Origin of the sequence: Shewanella yunxiaonensis (assembly GCF_018223345.1) — a bacterium.
Taxonomy (GTDB): domain Bacteria; phylum Pseudomonadota; class Gammaproteobacteria; order Enterobacterales; family Shewanellaceae; genus Shewanella; species Shewanella yunxiaonensis.
Genome location: NZ_CP073587.1, coordinates 984,930 through 1,002,046, shown reverse-complemented (window position 1 = coordinate 1,002,046; position 17,117 = coordinate 984,930). Strand labels below are relative to the sequence as shown.

12 protein-coding genes are annotated in these 17,117 nt (G+C 51.8%); 5 read left to right on the top strand and 7 right to left on the bottom strand.

The genetic code is table 11. The features are described from left to right. Positions 1–69 precede the first annotated feature (69 nt). The 4 genes from KDN34_RS04685 to glyA all read right to left on the bottom strand — a co-directional run bounded on the left by KDN34_RS04685 (position 70) and on the right by glyA (position 3,668). The gene (locus tag KDN34_RS04685) at positions 70–726 is read right to left on the bottom strand and encodes a riboflavin synthase (RefSeq protein ID WP_212595759.1); all 657 of its coding nucleotides are present in this window, start codon (positions 724–726) and stop codon (positions 70–72) included. Positions 727–728: 2 nt separating this feature from the next. After that, positions 729–1,853: a bifunctional diaminohydroxyphosphoribosylaminopyrimidine deaminase/5-amino-6-(5-phosphoribosylamino)uracil reductase RibD gene (gene ribD, locus KDN34_RS04680; RefSeq protein ID WP_212595758.1), complete on the bottom strand. Its 1,125-nt coding sequence runs from the start codon at positions 1,851–1,853 to the stop codon at positions 729–731. Positions 1,854–1,855: 2 nt separating this feature from the next. Then, entirely contained in the window at positions 1,856–2,308 is a 453-nt protein-coding gene (gene nrdR, locus KDN34_RS04675; protein ID WP_133039304.1) for a transcriptional regulator NrdR, read from the bottom strand. A gap of 106 nt (positions 2,309–2,414) precedes the next feature. Further along, complete coding sequence (gene glyA, locus KDN34_RS04670; protein WP_212595757.1) at positions 2,415–3,668, bottom strand: serine hydroxymethyltransferase; 1,254 nt, start codon at positions 3,666–3,668, stop codon at positions 2,415–2,417. Positions 3,669–3,899: 231 nt separating this feature from the next. Here glyA and KDN34_RS04665 point away from each other — a divergent pair, with 231 nt between their 5' ends. Beyond that, positions 3,900–4,853: an alpha/beta hydrolase gene (locus KDN34_RS04665; protein ID WP_212595756.1), complete on the top strand. Its 954-nt coding sequence runs from the start codon at positions 3,900–3,902 to the stop codon at positions 4,851–4,853. 20 nt (positions 4,854–4,873) lie between these two features. On the opposite strand, the gene KDN34_RS04660 is transcribed toward KDN34_RS04665, so the two are convergent. Together KDN34_RS04660 and KDN34_RS04655 are read right to left on the bottom strand one after the other, a co-directional pair. Then, positions 4,874–7,315 carry a PepSY domain-containing protein gene (locus tag KDN34_RS04660; protein ID WP_212595755.1) on the bottom strand — a complete coding sequence of 814 codons (2,442 nt, stop codon included), beginning with the start codon at positions 7,313–7,315 and terminating at the stop codon, positions 4,874–4,876. A 122-nt stretch (positions 7,316–7,437) separates the two neighbouring features. Continuing rightward, entirely contained in the window at positions 7,438–9,357 is a 1,920-nt protein-coding gene (locus KDN34_RS04655) for a methyl-accepting chemotaxis protein (protein WP_212595754.1), read from the bottom strand. A gap of 326 nt (positions 9,358–9,683) precedes the next feature. On the opposite strand from KDN34_RS04655, the gene KDN34_RS04650 reads away from it, so the two are divergent. From KDN34_RS04650 to KDN34_RS04640, 3 genes are read left to right on the top strand one after another with little or no spacing between them, the layout of a single operon-like run. Next, positions 9,684–11,009, top strand: coding sequence for an efflux RND transporter periplasmic adaptor subunit (locus KDN34_RS04650; RefSeq protein WP_212595753.1), 1,326 nt, complete (start codon positions 9,684–9,686; stop codon positions 11,007–11,009). Positions 11,010–11,012: 3 nt separating this feature from the next. Then, entirely contained in the window at positions 11,013–12,956 is a 1,944-nt protein-coding gene (locus tag KDN34_RS04645; RefSeq protein ID WP_212595752.1) for a MacB family efflux pump subunit, read from the top strand. A gap of 4 nt (positions 12,957–12,960) precedes the next feature. Further along, positions 12,961–14,355 carry an efflux transporter outer membrane subunit gene (locus KDN34_RS04640; RefSeq protein ID WP_228730425.1) on the top strand — a complete coding sequence of 465 codons (1,395 nt, stop codon included), beginning with the start codon at positions 12,961–12,963 and terminating at the stop codon, positions 14,353–14,355. A gap of 100 nt (positions 14,356–14,455) precedes the next feature. Here the strand turns inward: KDN34_RS04640 and exaC are convergent, their stop codons facing one another. After that, positions 14,456–15,976, bottom strand: a complete 1,521-nt coding sequence (gene exaC / locus KDN34_RS04635) for an acetaldehyde dehydrogenase ExaC (RefSeq protein WP_212595750.1) — start codon at positions 15,974–15,976, stop codon at positions 14,456–14,458. A 194-nt stretch (positions 15,977–16,170) separates the two neighbouring features. Here exaC and KDN34_RS04630 point away from each other — a divergent pair, with 194 nt between their 5' ends. After that, positions 16,171–17,106, top strand: a complete 936-nt coding sequence (locus KDN34_RS04630; protein WP_212595749.1) for a helix-turn-helix domain-containing protein — start codon at positions 16,171–16,173, stop codon at positions 17,104–17,106. Positions 17,107–17,117 lie beyond the last annotated feature (11 nt).

Here is a 17,117-nt window from a genome sequence, read left to right as displayed (position 1 = left end):
TTAGTAAGTGTGATGAATTCTAACGTGTAATCGGTCAAGCTCCAGTGCTTGGTTAAAAATTATCACTGATTAACGAATAAATCCGGCTCTGGCGAGCTGCTCCAGCGACACACCACCGGCAGCCTTTTCTGCTGATGATTGCTGCATCAGCCGCTCCAGATAACGGGCAATCTGATCCACTTCCAGATTCACCAAATCGCCCGCTTTGAGTAATGGCAATGTCGTCTCGCCGGACGTATGTGGCACGATGGTCAAACGGAAGCGATTATCCTTGACTTCATTGACCGTGAGGCTGACACCGTCAATGGCAATCGAGCCTTTATGCGCAATATAGCGCGCTAATGTTTGCGGCGCTTCCAGCCAATATTCTGTTGCCTTACCGCGAGCACTGATTTCCAGCACTCGCGCCTGTCCGTCTACATGCCCGCTAACCAGATGTCCGCCCAGACGGGTACTCGGCGTAACCGCTTTTTCCAGATTCACGGCCTGCCCGACTTGATAACGGTCAAACCCGGTAAGACTCACGGTTTCGGCAGAGATGTCGGCCACATAGCCATCCGATAACCGTTCAACCACGGTCAGACATACACCATTAGTGGCGATACTATCGCCTAACTGCACATCACTGAGATCCAGCTTGCCACTGGCTACCGTCAGGCGAATGTCATCACCGCGGCGCTCAATGCGGCTGAGGTGTCCGACAGCTTCAATAATTCCGGTAAACATGATTAATCCCCTAGTTTCAGCGTCAGGCGATTATCGACACCTACTTTACGTTGTTCTATTAATTGTAGCGATGGGAGGTCCGATAACTGTTGATACTGTGGCAGTTGCAACAAGTTGCGCCCGCTGGCACCAAGAATTTTCGGTGCCTGATACAACACCAATTCATCCGCCAGCGCATTACTGATAAATGCACCACACAAAGTTGCGCCCGCTTCCACCAGCACCGAGTTACAACTCGTTGCCAAATACTGCAACAAGGCGCTGAGATCTATGCGTCCGGCCACATCGGGTAATTGTAAACACTGTACATTTGCTGGCAGTGTTCTCATAAATTCTGCGGGGTACGCCTGACAACTGACCAGCAGAGTTTGCCCCGGCAAAGACAGCATACGCGCAGTCGCCGGCATCCGGCAGCGGCTATCCAGCACCACACGCAGCGGTTGTATGAGTTCATCTTCATCAAGTTGCTGCTGTAAGTAGCCCAATTGCTGATATCGCACATTCATTGAGGGATCATCAGCCAACACTGTATCAATGCCGGTAACGACAGCGCAGCTTAACGCCCGTAGTCGCTGTACATCTTCGCGTGCCGCTGGCCCGGTAATCCATTTGGACTCGCCATTTGCCAACGCGGTCTTGCCATCAAGACTCGCCGCGAGTTTCACCGTGACGTATGGTCGGCCACGTTCCATTCGCGACAGGAACCCCGGATTCAGTTTGCGCGCTTCATCAGCGAGTAATCCTGAGCAAACGTCAATCCCGGCAGCTTGCAACATGGCGATGCCACGCCCGGCGACCTGGGGATTAGGGTCAGTCATGGCAATCACCACCCGCTTCAGCCCCTGCGCAATTAAACCGTTGGCACAGGGCGGTGTCCGGCCATAATGACTGCACGGCTCCAGCGTGACATAGGCGGTCGCCCCTCGCGCTTTGTCACCCGCCATGCGCCAAGCATGGACTTCGGCATGCGGCCCGCCCGCACGTTGATGCCAGCCTTCCCCCACAATCACGCCGTTGGCATCAACGATAACGCAACCGACATTAGGATTAGGGCGGGTGGTATAACGGCCACGACGAGCCAGCATGATAGCCCGGCTCATCATGGTGATATCAATGGTCGACCACATGATTACTTCTTCTGCAGACTGGCGATAGCTTCGCCAAACTCTGAGACATCCTCAAACGCACGATATACCGATGCAAAGCGGATATAGGCCACTTTATCCAGCTCAATCAGCTGGTCCATCATCAGATTACCGATCATCTCAGAGGTGACTTCTCGTTCACCGGTGGCGCGCAGCGCCGATTTAATTTTGTTGATGGCTTCTTCGATTTTATCGATGGAAACCGGACGCTTTTCAGCAGCACGCAACATACCACCGCGCAATTTGTCCTCGTCAAACGGCTGGCGCGAACCATCGCGTTTAATCACTCGAGGCATTACCAATTCCGCGCTTTCAAACGTAGTAAAACGTTCATGGCACAGCGTGCATTCGCGACGACGACGCACCTGATGGCCATCCGCCACCAATCTGGAATCAATCACTTTGGTATCAGTCGCACTGCAAAATGGACAATGCATTATGCCTCCTGCGCAAAACAAACCGGGCTGTTCCAGCGGGGAACAGAAACAAAAATGGCCGCTGAATGCAGCGGCCATGCCAGTTTAATCGATCTGCCTGAAAAGGTTAACCGTAAACAGGGAAGCGAGCGCACAGTTCCAGCACTTTGCCTTTCACTGTGTCAATAACGGCTTCATCACTGGCGTTGTCCAGCACATCACAGATCCAGCCGGTGAGCAGTTTAGCTTCGGCTTCTTTAAATCCACGACGAGTGATCGCCGGAGTACCAATACGGATCCCGGAAGTCACGAAAGGTGAACGTGGGTCATTAGGCACAGAGTTTTTGTTAACGGTAATGTTGGCACGACCAAGGGCGGCGTCGGCTTCCTTACCAGTCAGTTCACGGCCGATAAGATCTACCAGCATCAGATGGTTGTCAGTGCCGCCAGAAACGATCTTATAGCCACGTTCCAGGAATACTTCTACCATCGCCTTGGCGTTGGTCACAACCTGCTGCTGATAAGCTTTGAATGCTGGCTCTAACGCTTCTTTGAACGCCACAGCCTTACCGGCAATCACGTGCATCAGTGGACCGCCCTGACTGCCCGGGAATACCGCTGAGTTCAGCTTCTTATACAGATCTTCGTCATCGGCAGCGGAGAGGATCAATCCACCACGAGGACCCGCCAGGGTTTTGTGCGTAGTAGTCGTCACCACATGTGCGTGTGGGATTGGGCTTGGATATACACCTGCAGCCACCAGACCAGCAACATGGGCCATATCCACAAACAGGAAAGCACCGACTTTATCAGCAATTTCACGCAGTTTGGCCCAATCAACGATACCGGAATAAGCGGAGAAACCGCCGATGATCATCTTCGGCTTATGTTGCAACGCCAATGTTTCCAATTCAGCGTAATCAATCTTACCCTGATCATCGACACCGTAAGGAATGATGTTAAACAGTTTACCGGAGAAGTTAACCGGTGAGCCGTGAGTCAGGTGACCACCATGAGCCAGGTTCATCCCCAGCACAGTATCACCGGGTTTCAACAACGCCATGTACACAGCGTAGTTTGCCTGAGAACCTGAATGGGGTTGCACGTTGGCATAAGTCGCGCCAAACAGCTGCTTAGCACGGTCAATGGCAAGATTTTCCACCACATCCACATACTCACAACCGCCATAGTAACGCTTGGCAGGATAGCCTTCGGCGTACTTGTTGGTTAACTGTGAGCCTTGGGCCTGCATGACCCGTGGGCTGGTGTAGTTTTCGGAAGCGATCAGCTCAATGTGTTCTTCCTGACGACGGTTCTCATCTTCAATAGCCTGAAACAGCTCCGCATCATAGTCGGCGATGTTCATACTCTTCTTCAGCATTGGTTACTCCAGCTGGACAGTCTTATCGGTAGGGTTGCGCGTATTCTACTCTGCTCTGCGTCACAATCCCAGCACAGAGGAGGATGAAAATCCTTCCACAGAAAGATGACAGTGTTTCACTTTGCGAACAACTGGCTCACCTGCGAGATACAGCTTCATCTGCTTGCAATACCCCAAATGCAATGCCAGTATCTGAAAAAATTAAAATAACCTCAAGGAACTGCTTCCGAGATGAACGTGCGGCTGTTTTCGCTGTTATTGTTAATGTTATTAAGTGGCTGCGCCAACTATGTGGCGCATCAGATTGCCGAACCACAGCGCCAACCCAGTAAAATTGTCGCGTCAGAGGATTATTACCAGAACGTGGATTTACAGCGCCACGATAATTGTCAGGCGCCCTGTATCCACTATGTCAGTGGTACACCGTGGACTGCCCAGCCCCCGAACAATTTTGCGGCAATGGATATTGTCTTTGGTGGTAACACCGAGATTTTGCCAGCGCCCTTTTCCGTCAAAGGGACGGTAGTATTGCTGCATGGCTATGGCGCCAATTGGAGTTACATGCTGCCGTGGAGCTTTTATTTTCAGAGCCGCGGTTTTCACACTTATATGCCAGATCTGCCAGGTCAGGCCAGCACCTCTGTCAGTGATTTCAGCTATGGTACGCGGGATGTTAATTACCTGAAGCCCTGGTTTCTGGGATTAAATGCACCGCGACCACTGATCATCGTCGGACACTCAATGGGCACCATCAGTGCCACTTATCTGGCAAAGGCACTGAATGCAGACGCGCTGGTGTTATTAGCCCCCAGCAGTCCGTTAAAACAAGCAGCTCCCGGTGCAGCCAGAGCCTTTCATCCGTTTTTGAGTCTGCTGATCCCCAACAGCAGTATTAATGCGGGAACACAGCAGGCGTTGCAACAACTGAGAATTGCCGATGTAGATACAGATTTGCGAGCGATGCTGGCAGGCTGGGCCCAACCGACATTGGTGGTGAGTGCGGCGCAAGATGAGGTGATCGCTACCGACTGGCCAGCACAATTGAATAGCCTACAGATGCAACGTCATCAGCGTGATGGCAATCATGTGGCGGTACTAAAGCCTGACAGCGACGCCCAGCAGCTGATGGACAACTGGCTTAAGACGGCACTGTCTTTATCCATGAAGTTACCGGCTGCCAACTGATGGCAGCCATCTTCCTAGCATTAATAGAGATCCCGGTGATAACGTCCCTGACGTTGCAACTCATCTAACAGGTTATCACCTAGAATTTGTAGCAACACTTGCTGCACACCCGCGCCGATCCCGTCAATAGCACCACAGACATAAATATGGGCGCCAGACGCCAAGTACTGTTGCAGTCGCGCGGCTTCTGCCTGCAGACACTGCTGCACATAACGGCCTTGTGGCCGTGACCAGGCAAAATCCAGATGGCTGATGACACCGGCATCAACGAATCCGGTTAATTCCGCCGCGTAGTAATTATCCAGCTCCGCGTAGCGCTCGCCGAACAACAACCACACTGGCGTTTGATAATTCAGCTTTCGGCGTTGCTGCAAAAAGCCGAGATAAGGTGCCAGTCCAGTACCCGCCCCGACCAAAATGAGTGGAACATCGGCCTGTGGCAGGTGAAAATTGCTGTGCGGCTTCAATCGTACTTGCCAGTTGCTGCCGACATCAGCAGTTGCCAACGCCCCGGAAGCACGCCCTTCCCAGCCATCAGTCCCGGCCACCCGACGTACCATCAACTGTACCTGGCTATCGATGCTGGCAATAGAATAGCTGCGCGGGGCCAAAGCAGCAGCGGCATTCACATATTGCTGAGGAGATAAACTGTTCTGAGTGACGGATAACGCTTCCAGACACTGTGCCTGTGCCTGCCATAACGGCATGACACCAGTATGCGTGCTGACCATCGCATCCGCGTCCAACCCTATCTGCCGCAGGTATTCACGGCTTTTAGCCTCTGACCATAGCGGTAATAGCTCAAGAATATCGCCTGCTTGCCAGTTGCCATCCACCTTGAATTCAAGATGGTACACCTCTCTGCCGCTGTCAGGATTAAGGCAGCGATGTTCAGTCAAGGTCGCTTGTTGCCAGCTGTCTAACGCTAATGATGAGGGCTCCAGGTGTAATTTTTGTGCCAACGCCGCATTCCATTGTTGCAGAGCTAGCTCGGCGCCGCGGTCAACTTCTTGAAGTGGCAGCAAGGTGCCAGCCCCCAGCTCACTGAAACGCTGTGCAAGCCAATGACCAAATGCACAGAAATGTTGATATTGGCGGTCACCAAACGCCAACACGGCCACATTCACATGATTAAGCGCCAATGCGGTAGTCGCTAACTGGTGTTGAAAGGCGATGGCGCTATCGGGCGCCTGCCCCTCGCCATAGGTTGACGCTAGCACCAGCACCTGCCGATAAGCACCCAAGTCTTGTGGCTGCATGTTGGCCAAAGAGCGCAGATGCACTCCGGCACCTTGTTGTTCCAACCAGTTTTTGAGGCGCTGACCATGAGCGGCTGCGGTACCACTCTGACTGGCGTAAGCGATCAGCGTTTCAGCACTGCCGGAGGCTTGTTCTTTGGGACGGGCGCGTCGATTAAAGAACAGCCATACGCCGGTCACGGCAAATGAAGAAAATGCCAGCCCCGCCAACGACCAAAGTAATTTACCGGTTAACCCGAAAAATAATCCGGTGTGCAGTGCATAAATGTTTGCCAGCAGATAATCCCCGCCATGCAGATCCGAATATCGCTGCTGCTGTAACAGCTTACCTGCGGCATCAAAGATCAAGACCGAAAATGCCTGTGGATGAGGAGCATCGGCTTCCAGATAACGGATCCGTACATTGCCGGTAGCTTGTGCCGGAAAGTACCAGCGGGCGAAATGCCCATCCGGTTTAATCGACAGGAAGTTATGCCAAACCGCATCCGCATTTGGAGTCACGGCAACGTCCGCCACCGCCGTTGGCTGCGGTGATCCAAGCCACTGCTTTACACCATTCTTATACCAGTCAAAAGCAAACCAAGGACCGGTCAGCGCCATGATAAATATCGGGATAAACAACCAGGTACCTATCAGCGCATGGAATTGCCACAACGCCAAACGACCTTTGCTACCACGTTTCCACCATAACCAGTCCTTGATATTGGTTAACCGGTCTGGCGCTCGGCGAATAAACCCGGCAAGCAGCAGACCAATTGCCATCAACGCCGCCGTGCCGGTAATGACGCTACCGACTGAATGAGGCAGCAGTAACCAGCGGTGCAATGCCATCACATCGTCGAAAAAGTTACTGACCGCCGGGAGAGGTCCCAGAATTTTGCCATTATAGGGATTGAAGATTCGCCATTCACGCTGCTGAGTTTGCCGATCTTGATACTGTGCGCGACCGGGGTACTGGGGCTCTGCTTCCAGATAAATACGTTGCAAAGTTTTGCCCGGCAACGCTAGCTGCCGACTCAACTGTGGCATCGGCAGCACTGGACCACTGACCGCCACCGTTGGGCCCGGCAGCATCGCGGTAATCTCGTCTTCCAACGCTAATAAAGCGCCTGTCGCACCAACGATCAGCAATACCAGGGCACTCGCTAACCCCAACCACTGATGTATACGGAAACTTATCCGTTGACTCCAACTTCCTGACATAATTTATATGAGAATGATTTTCATTAATGTGTATCATACCGATAAAAAAACGGCTGCCAACCCCAGATTGCTAGCAATCTGGGGGAAGCGATGATGGCATGGGAATATTAATAAATGGTTAACTAGTAACGAAACCGTTGTACCCGCGCGTTCTGTGCCTGAACTAGCTGTTCCAAATACTGGCTAGCACTAACGAAGGCACTGATCCCGTGATAGTTTTCTTCGGTTATGGCGGCAATCTGTTGCAGATTATCGGTGATATGCTCGGTAGTACTCTGTTGCTCAACCGCAGCACTGGCTATCTGCTGGCTATTACCAGTGACAGTGGCAATTAACTGCCGGATCGCTTCCATGCTAGCTTCCGCTTTAGCACTTTGTTGCAGATCGGTATCCATCTGCTGCTGGCACAGCTGCATCATGCTAACGGTGTTGTGCGCCCCCAACTGCAACTGTTCGATAATGTTTTTGATGATGTTAGCCGACTCGGCAGTTTGTTGAGCCAATACACGAACTTCACTGGCAACAACGGCAAATCCCCGTCCATGCTCACCGGCGCGAGCGGCTTCGATGGCGGCGTTGAGTGCCAGCAGGTTGGTCTGCTCCGCCACACCTCTGATCACATCCAGCACCCCACCAATCTGCTGCGAGGAACTATCTACTGTCGCTAGTGAGTTCGCGGCTTGCTGTAAGTGTTGCGCCAGGATTCGGCTACCGGCAATGGTTTCCTTTACCCGTTCCCGACCCACATTTACCGCTTGTTCCATAGTAAGAACACTTTCCAACGATGCTGACGCTGATTGGGCAACGTCTTGTACCGCACCGCCCATCTGGGTCATCGCCGCCGTCACTTGTAATGTCTGTTGCCGTTGGCGATCCAGTGCCGCATGCGCTTCACCCGCCTGATGGCGATTTTCTGTGGCCACTTGTTTTAGCTGCCCGGCACCGTCATTTAACTGCGTCAGTAATTGTCGTATATGTGCTAGTAACTGGTTGGTGCTGTCTGCCAGCAAGCCAAACTCATTATGGCTTTGATATTCAACATTACGGGTAACATCGCCGGCGACCGCCGCCCGTTGTACTGTCAACAGTTCGGCCAACGGACGTTTGATCGAACGATAGGTATTCACCGCGATAACGAGTGCTAACAGCAGAGAAAAGCCCAGCAATCCCAATGATAACCAGAAGCCTAGTGCCAACGCATTGTGGACTTGCACTGCGCCTTGAGTGACACGCGCATGTGCCGCTTCATCGACAGCCCCTAACACGGCAGTGGCATAATCGATACTGCCGCCAGTCATATCGGTCAACGAGGCCACCTCATTGGACGCGGTCACATACTGTTGTTGGGTCTGCTGCATCTGCATCAGTAGTGCGGCCAGCGCGGTTAACGGTGACTGTTCAGTAACGGTGTTCGGTACTTGCTGTATTGCATCACGGGTGCGGGACAAAGCAAAATCATCATTAGCTTCGAGGATTTGCAGCATGAGGCTTTGCAGCTGTGACACGGCACCGCCCTGCCCGGCGGCAGCAACCGACGCTTCGCGCCATTGATGACGTAACTCGTCCATTTTTTGCTGAGTCTGTAGCTGTGCCAGATGTTGCTGCCCCAACGCCTTACCCTGTTTGAAATAGTCTTCATCAAGGTTATCCAGGGGGGCGATTAACGACTGTAACTCTTCACTGTCGCCAGCGATCTGCTTGAGCGCTGCCAGAGCATCAGCAAAATTCTGCTGCAGTTCACCAAAGTTGTTGATGGTGGTGATGGTCAGATGTTCATCTTTGAGCCCAGGAACTGTCTTCAACTGCCGATCCGCGTTGAGCAATACTTTGGCCAGCGCATTAGCCTTCAACACTAACGGCGTGGCGTTGTCGGTCATGCGGGTGACTTGCTGCCGAACTTGGCGAGAGGCCCAGATATTGGCGACACTGCCCAACAACAGACATATCACCAGTAGCAGTAGCCCCAGCATTACCTTCTGCGTAATCGACAACCGCAGCCGTCCGAGCAATGAATTCCAAGGTGTTGATATAAATCTAGCCATAAATAACAGCTCTCCCGGTACAACCACACGGGCCGAAATCGGCGCCTTTTTACCGGGTCGAGTTTAAGACGTTTTAATGACAGCCAAATGACAACCACACGCCGCTAGGTTGCCAATTTTTATGGTTAAATGTTTCAAAAAGTTAATATTTTTTAAGAAGATGTGTCTATTACATGCGCACCATAAGGGTTTATAGATAGCTTTGTGGAAATTTACATAATCCTTACAATTTTCCCATTTGCAGCGATATACAGGTCGATATACTGCCGACATTAATAATTTTTGGCCTTCAAGGATCTGATAGGCCTCTGGATTAGACTGCCCATATGAAAAAATCCTCAAAACGCAAACTAGTGTTGTTGGTGATCGTCACACTGATAGCGGTAGCTGCGGTGTGGTACTTTAGCCTGCACCAGGAACCGCCGGTTGCCTATGCCACTGAAGTGGTTCATCGCGGAGATATTGAAAATACCGTTCTGGCAAATGGCATGTTACAGGCGTCGAAACTGGTAAGCGTCGGGGCACAGGTATCTGGCCAGATTAAGGTGCTGCCAGTTGTACTGGGGCAACAGGTCAAGAAAGGTGATTTAATTGCGCAGATCGACAGTCTGAGCCAGCAAAATAACCTGAAAGAAGCCGAAGCATCACTGAATAGTATCAATGCGCAATACGCGGCTAAACAAGCGCAGATCAATCAGGCGCAGCTGGAATACAATCGCCAGAAAGCCATGCTAGCGGATAACGCCAGTTCCAGAGCTGATTACGAAAGTGCTGAAGCAAATCTGACGGTCTACAAAGCCGAATTGCAGCAATTGGAAGCACAGCGGCAACAGGCAGAAATCACCGTGGATAACGCGAAAGTTGACTTGGGTTATACCACCATCAGTGCCCCCATGGACGGCACGGTAGTCTATACCGCCGTCGAAGTCGGTCAGACCGTCAACGCGAATCAAACCACCCCCACCATTGTTGAAATGGCACAGCTGGATACGATGACCGTTAAGGCTCAGATCTCCGAAGCCGATGTGGTAAATGTGAAACCGGGACAGGAGGTCTATTTCACAATTCTGGGAAACCCCAATCACAAATATCGTGGCACTTTAAGAGCGATTGAACCCGGCCCCACCAGCATGGATGGCAACGATAAGGATATGACCGCTGACGATTCCACCGCCATTTATTACAACGGTTTGTTTGAAGTGAAAAACCCCGACCACACCCTACGGATAGGCATGACCGCGGAAGTTTCCATTGTGCTGGATAAGGCTGACAATGCCCTGTTGGTACCGGCCCAGGTGTTGGTCAAACGTACTGGCCCAGCGGCAGGCACTGGTCATGCCGGTTCGGCTATGCGAGGTGAACCAGGCCCACGGCCAGACGATATGCCAAAACCACAGGGCGAGCTGCCGCCAATCGGCAATGATACCCCGCCACTCCGTGCTGGCAGAGCGCCGATGCGTCCTCACTATCAGGTGCCAGTTCTTGTGAATGGGCAGGTCGAGTATCGTGATGTGAAAGTGGGCATCAATAACAAGGTCAATGCGCAAATACTGTCAGGGCTGCAAGAAGGCGAGGAAGTCGTCATCGGGACGCCAACATCCGGGACGGCGTCCAGCAATCGTCGCCGTCCAGGGCCACCGATGGGGTTCTAAGTTATGACACAAGCGTTACTTGAACTCTCAGGCGTTTACCGCACATTTCCCGCGGGAGAGCAGCAACTCACGGTACTGCAAGACGTCAACCTGACGATTCAACGGGGCGAAATGGTGGCGATTGTTGGAGCCTCTGGCTCAGGCAAATCGACACTGATGAATATCCTCGGCTGTCTGGATAAGCCCAGCAACGGGAACTATCTGATCAATGGTCAGGACACCTCGGCCATGGATGCCGATGAACTCGCCGCACTGCGCCGCGAATACTTTGGTTTTATCTTCCAACGCTATCACCTGCTGGGAGATTTAACGGCGGTAGGTAATGTTGAAGTGCCCGCGGTCTATGCTGGCAAAGATCGCAGTACCCGTCGGGAACGGGCCGAAATGATTTTGACCCGACTGGGTTTGGATGATCGGCTGCATCATAAGCCCAGCCAATTAAGTGGTGGTCAACAGCAAAGGGTAAGTGTGGCACGGGCGCTGATGAATGGCGGCGACGTTATTCTGGCCGATGAACCGACCGGGGCACTGGATAGCCACAGCGGCGAAGAGATGATGAAGCTGCTGCAAGAACTGCATCAGGATGGCCACACCATTATTATTGTTACCCATGATATGTCGGTAGCCCAGTACGCCGAGCGTATCATCGAAATCAAAGACGGGGTGATTTTTGCCGATAGTCGTAAGCAACCACGGCAAGAACGGCCATTTACTGCCAAAGCTCGCTTTGCCAAACACGCCTGGTTAACGCACTGGGATCGCCTCGCTGAAGCGATGAAAATGGCATTGTTAGCCATGTCATCCCACCGTTTGCGTACTTTCCTTACCATGTTGGGGATCATTATCGGTATCGCCTCAGTGGTGTCGGTTGTGGCACTAGGGGAAGGCTCCCGGCAACAGATCCTCAAAAATATCAGCTCCATGGGCACGAATACCATTGATATTCGTCCTGGTAGCGGTTTTGGTGACCGACGCTCCGGTCGGGTCAGAACGCTCACGGCTAACGATGCCAATACCCTTAAAAATCTGCCCTACGTTGACAGCGTTACGCCGTCGATCAGCTCGAACGTTACTATTCGTTATGGTAATCAGGCGGTAACCGCGTCAGTTTCCGGCGTCGGACCGGAATATTTCCGCGTGCGTGGCTACCAATTGGCCCAGGGACAGTTCTTCGATGACGATAGCGTTGACGCGCTGGCACAAGCAGCGGTGATCGACAACAACACATACAAATCGTTATTTCCTAACAGCAATCCGATAGGACAGATCATCTTTCTCGGGCGCCTGCCGGTGCGAATTATCGGGGTCACCCAGAAAAAAGACAGTGCATTTGGCAATAACGATTCATTGACGGTTTGGGTGCCCTACACCACCGTCGGTGGACGCATGGTTGGCCAGAGTTATCTTGATAGCATCTCTGTACGCATCAACTCTTCCGCGCCAAGTAACGCCGCAGAACAAGGCATTATCAGCTTGTTGAAAATGCGCCATGGCAAGCAGGATTTCTTCACCATTAATACCGACACTATCCGGCAGAATATTGAGAAGACCACCGCCACCATGACGCTGCTGATCTCAGCCATTGCGGTAATTTCACTGGTTGTTGGCGGCATCGGCGTGATGAACATCATGTTGGTGTCAGTCACAGAGCGCACCCGAGAGATCGGCGTGCGGATGGCCGTGGGGGCTCGCCAAGGCGATATTCTGCGGCAATTCCTCATTGAAGCCGTGCTGGTGTGTCTTGGCGGTGGCGCGCTCGGTATCGCCTTGTCGTTTATGATTGGCGTTGCCTTCTCTTCTGCCAGCAGTGATTTCAAAATGATCTATTCCACCACTTCAATCGTGGCGGCCTTTGCCTGCTCTACTCTGATTGGCATTCTGTTTGGCTTCTTGCCAGCGCGAAATGCAGCCAAGCTGGATCCGGTAGATGCTCTGGCCCGGGAGTAATGTGATGACCGCTAAAAAACTTTTCCCAATCTCTGCTATCGCTGCGGCGATGATGTTACTCAGTGGCTGCGGTGTGTTTACCCGCGCGACTTTTCAGCCACCCGAAGTCATCATTCCGGCAAACTGGCAGCAAACCACGGTGAACCAGCAGGTCAGTCTCGACCCCTGGTGGCAAAAATTCAATAATCCCGAACTTAATCAGCTCATTACTGATGTACTGAAAAAAAACAATGAGTTGACGTTAGCGACGCTTACATTACAAAAAGCCCGGTTAGAAGCCGGGCTGACAGCTACCGACAGGTGGCCCCAAGTGTCAGCCAGTGCTGCTGCCAGCAAAAGTAAATTGCTGGATGGCGGCTCGTCCAGTAACAGTTACAGTGCCAGTTTTTCCGTCAGTTATGAGGCCGATTTGTGGGGCAAAGTGGCAGCCAATGTCGACGCCAGCAGTTGGAGTGCCATGGCCAGTGCCGAAGACCGGGAAAGTACCGCGCAAAGTTTAGTCGCGACCACGGCGTCGCTGTATTGGCAAATCGGCTATCTTAAGCAACGCATAACGCTGAGTCAGAACAGTATTGACTATGCCAAACAAACACTGGAACTGACCCAGAATCAATATGCTGCCGGAGCGGTGTCTAAACTTAATGTGCTGGAAGCCCAGCGCAATCTCGCAGGACAAGAATCCAGTCATAGTGAGTTATTGCAACAGCTGACGGAAGCTGAGAATGCATTGGCGTTATTGTTCAATCAACCGCCGCTTCAACTGTCACTGCAAATTGATAAGCTACCGAATGGCCCCGTGCCCGAAATCGCCGCGGGCGTGCCTGCCGATCTACTGGTGCGGCGACCAGATGTAAAAGCCGCGTTGTATTCCTTACGTGCGGCGCTGGCAAGCAAAGATGCCACCTTTGCCAGTTATTTCCCAACACTGAGCCTGACTGGTGCCGTTGGCGATTCATCTAATGAATTGACTAACCTGCTGCGTAATCCGGTTGGCACCTTGGGAGCGGGATTAACATTGCCATTCCTGCAATGGCAGCAGATGTCGCTTAATAATCAGATGGCGGAGGTGGACTACGAGAGTGCCGTAGTCACCTATCGTAAAACCCTGTATCAAGCGTTTGAGGATGTGAATAACGCGATATCCGCACGACGCCAATACGCCTATCAAGGGGAAAAACTGCAGCTGCAATATACAGCCGCAGCAGCGGCTGAGAAAATTTATGAAAGCCAGTATCGCCATGGTGCAATAGCGATTCAGAACTGGCTGGACGCGCAGGAAACACGTCGTAGCGCCGAAGTATCCTTGCTGCAAAATCACTACAATCAGCTGACGGCACAAGCGACGCTTTATCAAGCGCTTGGTGGCAGTGATATCGCGCCGCCGCTCGCCGAAAATTAAAACTAGACATAAAAAAAGAAAGCCGACGCAATGCGTCGGCAAGTGGTTTCCGAAAAGGCGCTGAGCCGTAGCGCCGTTCCGGAAGCACAAAGGCTAAATCTTAGAAAAATCCCAGCGGACTGGTGCTGTAACTCACTAACAGGTTTTTCGTTTGTTGATAGTGTTCCAGCGCCATCTTATGCGTTTCACGCCCAATCCCTGACTTCTTATAACCGCCAAAGGCCGCATGTGCCGGATAAGCATGATAGCAGTTAGTCCATACTCGGCCCGCTTTGATGCCACGGCCCATGCGGTATGCCCGGTTCATGTCACGGGTCCATACTCCGGCACCGAGGCCGAACTCCACATCATTGGCAATCGCTAACGCCTCTGCTTCATCCTTAAAGGTGGTCACCCCCACTACCGGGCCGAATATCTCTTCCTGGAATACCCGCATTTTGTTATCACCAAACAGCAATGTCGGTTGAATGTAGTAGCCCTTGGCGAACTCTTTAGTCATCGTTTCAACCGCGCCGCCCATCAGGAATTTCGCACCTTCGCGGCGTCCAATTTCAAGATAACTCATGATGCGGTCAAACTGCTCCATTGACGCCTGGGCACCCACTTGGGTATCGGTGTCCAGTGGATTACCGCGGATGATTTTCTGCGCTCTATCCATCACTAACTTGATGAATTCAGGATAGATGCTTTCCTGAATTAATGCCCGCGACGGACAGGTACAAACTTCGCCTTGGTTGAAAAATGCCAGTACCGTGCCTTCAACACATTTACTCAGATAGTCATCTTCAAATGACATTACGTCTTCAAAATAGATATTGGGAGATTTTCCCCCCAGCTCAACCGTCGAGGGGATTAACGAGTCTGCGGCACAGCGCAGAATGTGCTGACCGACCGGGGTTGAGCCGGTAAATGCCAGTTTAGCAATACGTTTGCTAGTTGCCAGTGCCTGCCCGGCTTCTTCCCCAAGGCCATTAACAATATTCAGCACGCCTGGTGGTAACAGGTCGCCAATCAGTTCCATCAGTATCAGGATTGAGGCAGGTGTCTGTTCTGCAGGTTTCATCACCACACAGTTACCGGCAGCCAACGCGGGCCCGAGTTTCCAGGCCGCCATCAGCAATGGAAAGTTCCACGGAATAATCTGCCCGACCACCCCGAGCGGTTCGTGGATATGGTAAGCCACAGTCGTGCTGTCAATTTCCGCCGCAGTACCTTCCTGCGCGCGAATGCAACCGGCAAAATAACGGAAGTGATCCACCATCAATGGGATATCAGCTGCCAGCGTTTCACGCACGGCTTTACCGTTATCCCAAGTCTCAGCCACGGCTAACATTTCCAGATTCTGTTCAATCCGATCCGCAATGCGCAACAACACATTACTGCGTTCAGTGACGGAAGTGCTCCCCCAAGCATCCGCCGCCGCATGCGCTGCATCCAGCGCCAGTTCAATATCGGCGCTATCTGACCGTGGTACTTTACAAAAAACCTCACCATTTACCGGTGAGATGTTTTCCATATAGTTACCATTGACCGGTGCCACCCAATGACCACCAATATAGTTTTCATATTGCGACTTGTAAGTTACGACTGAGCCAAGCTCCCCGGGATTGGCATAAATCATCTGTATCACCTCTTAATTTGGTTATGGTACGAGTCATTACAGATGCAGCTTAGACCGCCGATCGAGATCACACTTTTCCCGGCGTCTTTTTCATTTGTCTGAGCGTCCATCGCTCAAAATTAGACCAAGGTCACATTAACATTCAGACGATTTTAAATTAGAACTAGTTAAAACAGTTGTATTGGAGAAAGTGGATGCCACTATCACAGATCTCTGGCAATTTGCTGCCACGCGGTAACCGTGCAATCCGGCAATTAGTGGAAAATCGCACCCTTTACGAGTCTCATGGGGTCGATTTAGCAATATATGACACCTACCAGCAGGCTGATGCCGTGCAACTTGACGCCGAACAGGTGCTTTACTGCGCTATGGTCAGTGGCAAAAAAATTCTGCATGCCAATCACGACTATTGTGCCGAGTTTCTCCCCCACCAATCCTATGTGATGCAACCTGGTGAACAGGTGTATATAGATTTCCCTGAAGCAACCACCGAACAACCGACGACTTGCCTAACTCTGGCTTTCAGCCAGGAGCGGCTACAACAAATGGCTGAGCAATTACAGCGAGTAGCGCCTGTTGAAGCGCAACCCGGCTGGCAAAATCTTGCACAAACACAACTGCATGTCTGTCATTCTGCGGCAACCCAACAATTGCTGAATCGCATCGTAAATGCCTTTGTCCTGAAAGATCATGACCGGGATTTAGTGTTGAATTTTGGTGTTAATGAACTGATATTGCGCTTGGTACGGCAATATGGTCAGCAAACATTATTGGAACTGGCTCACATAGACCCACAGCGTAACGCATTAACGGCCGTGCTGGACTACATCGAAAGCAATCTGCATCAGCCTATCAGCATTGAAACTTTGTGTTCTACTGCCTGTATGAGCCGCAGCAAACTTTATCAACAGTTTGCAGTACTGGCGGATTGCAGTCCAATGGAGTACATCCAGCAACGCCGGTTACATCGCGCCAAACAATTACTCGCAGAGGGACAAAGCGTTACCCAGGCATTTCTGAGCACAGGCTTTGTTAATGCTGGCCATTTTTGTCGCCGATTTCAGCAACGTTTTGGCATTACCCCGAGCCAATATGCGGGCGTTAACCAACGCCCGACACTTATCAGTTAACCCTAACTAGC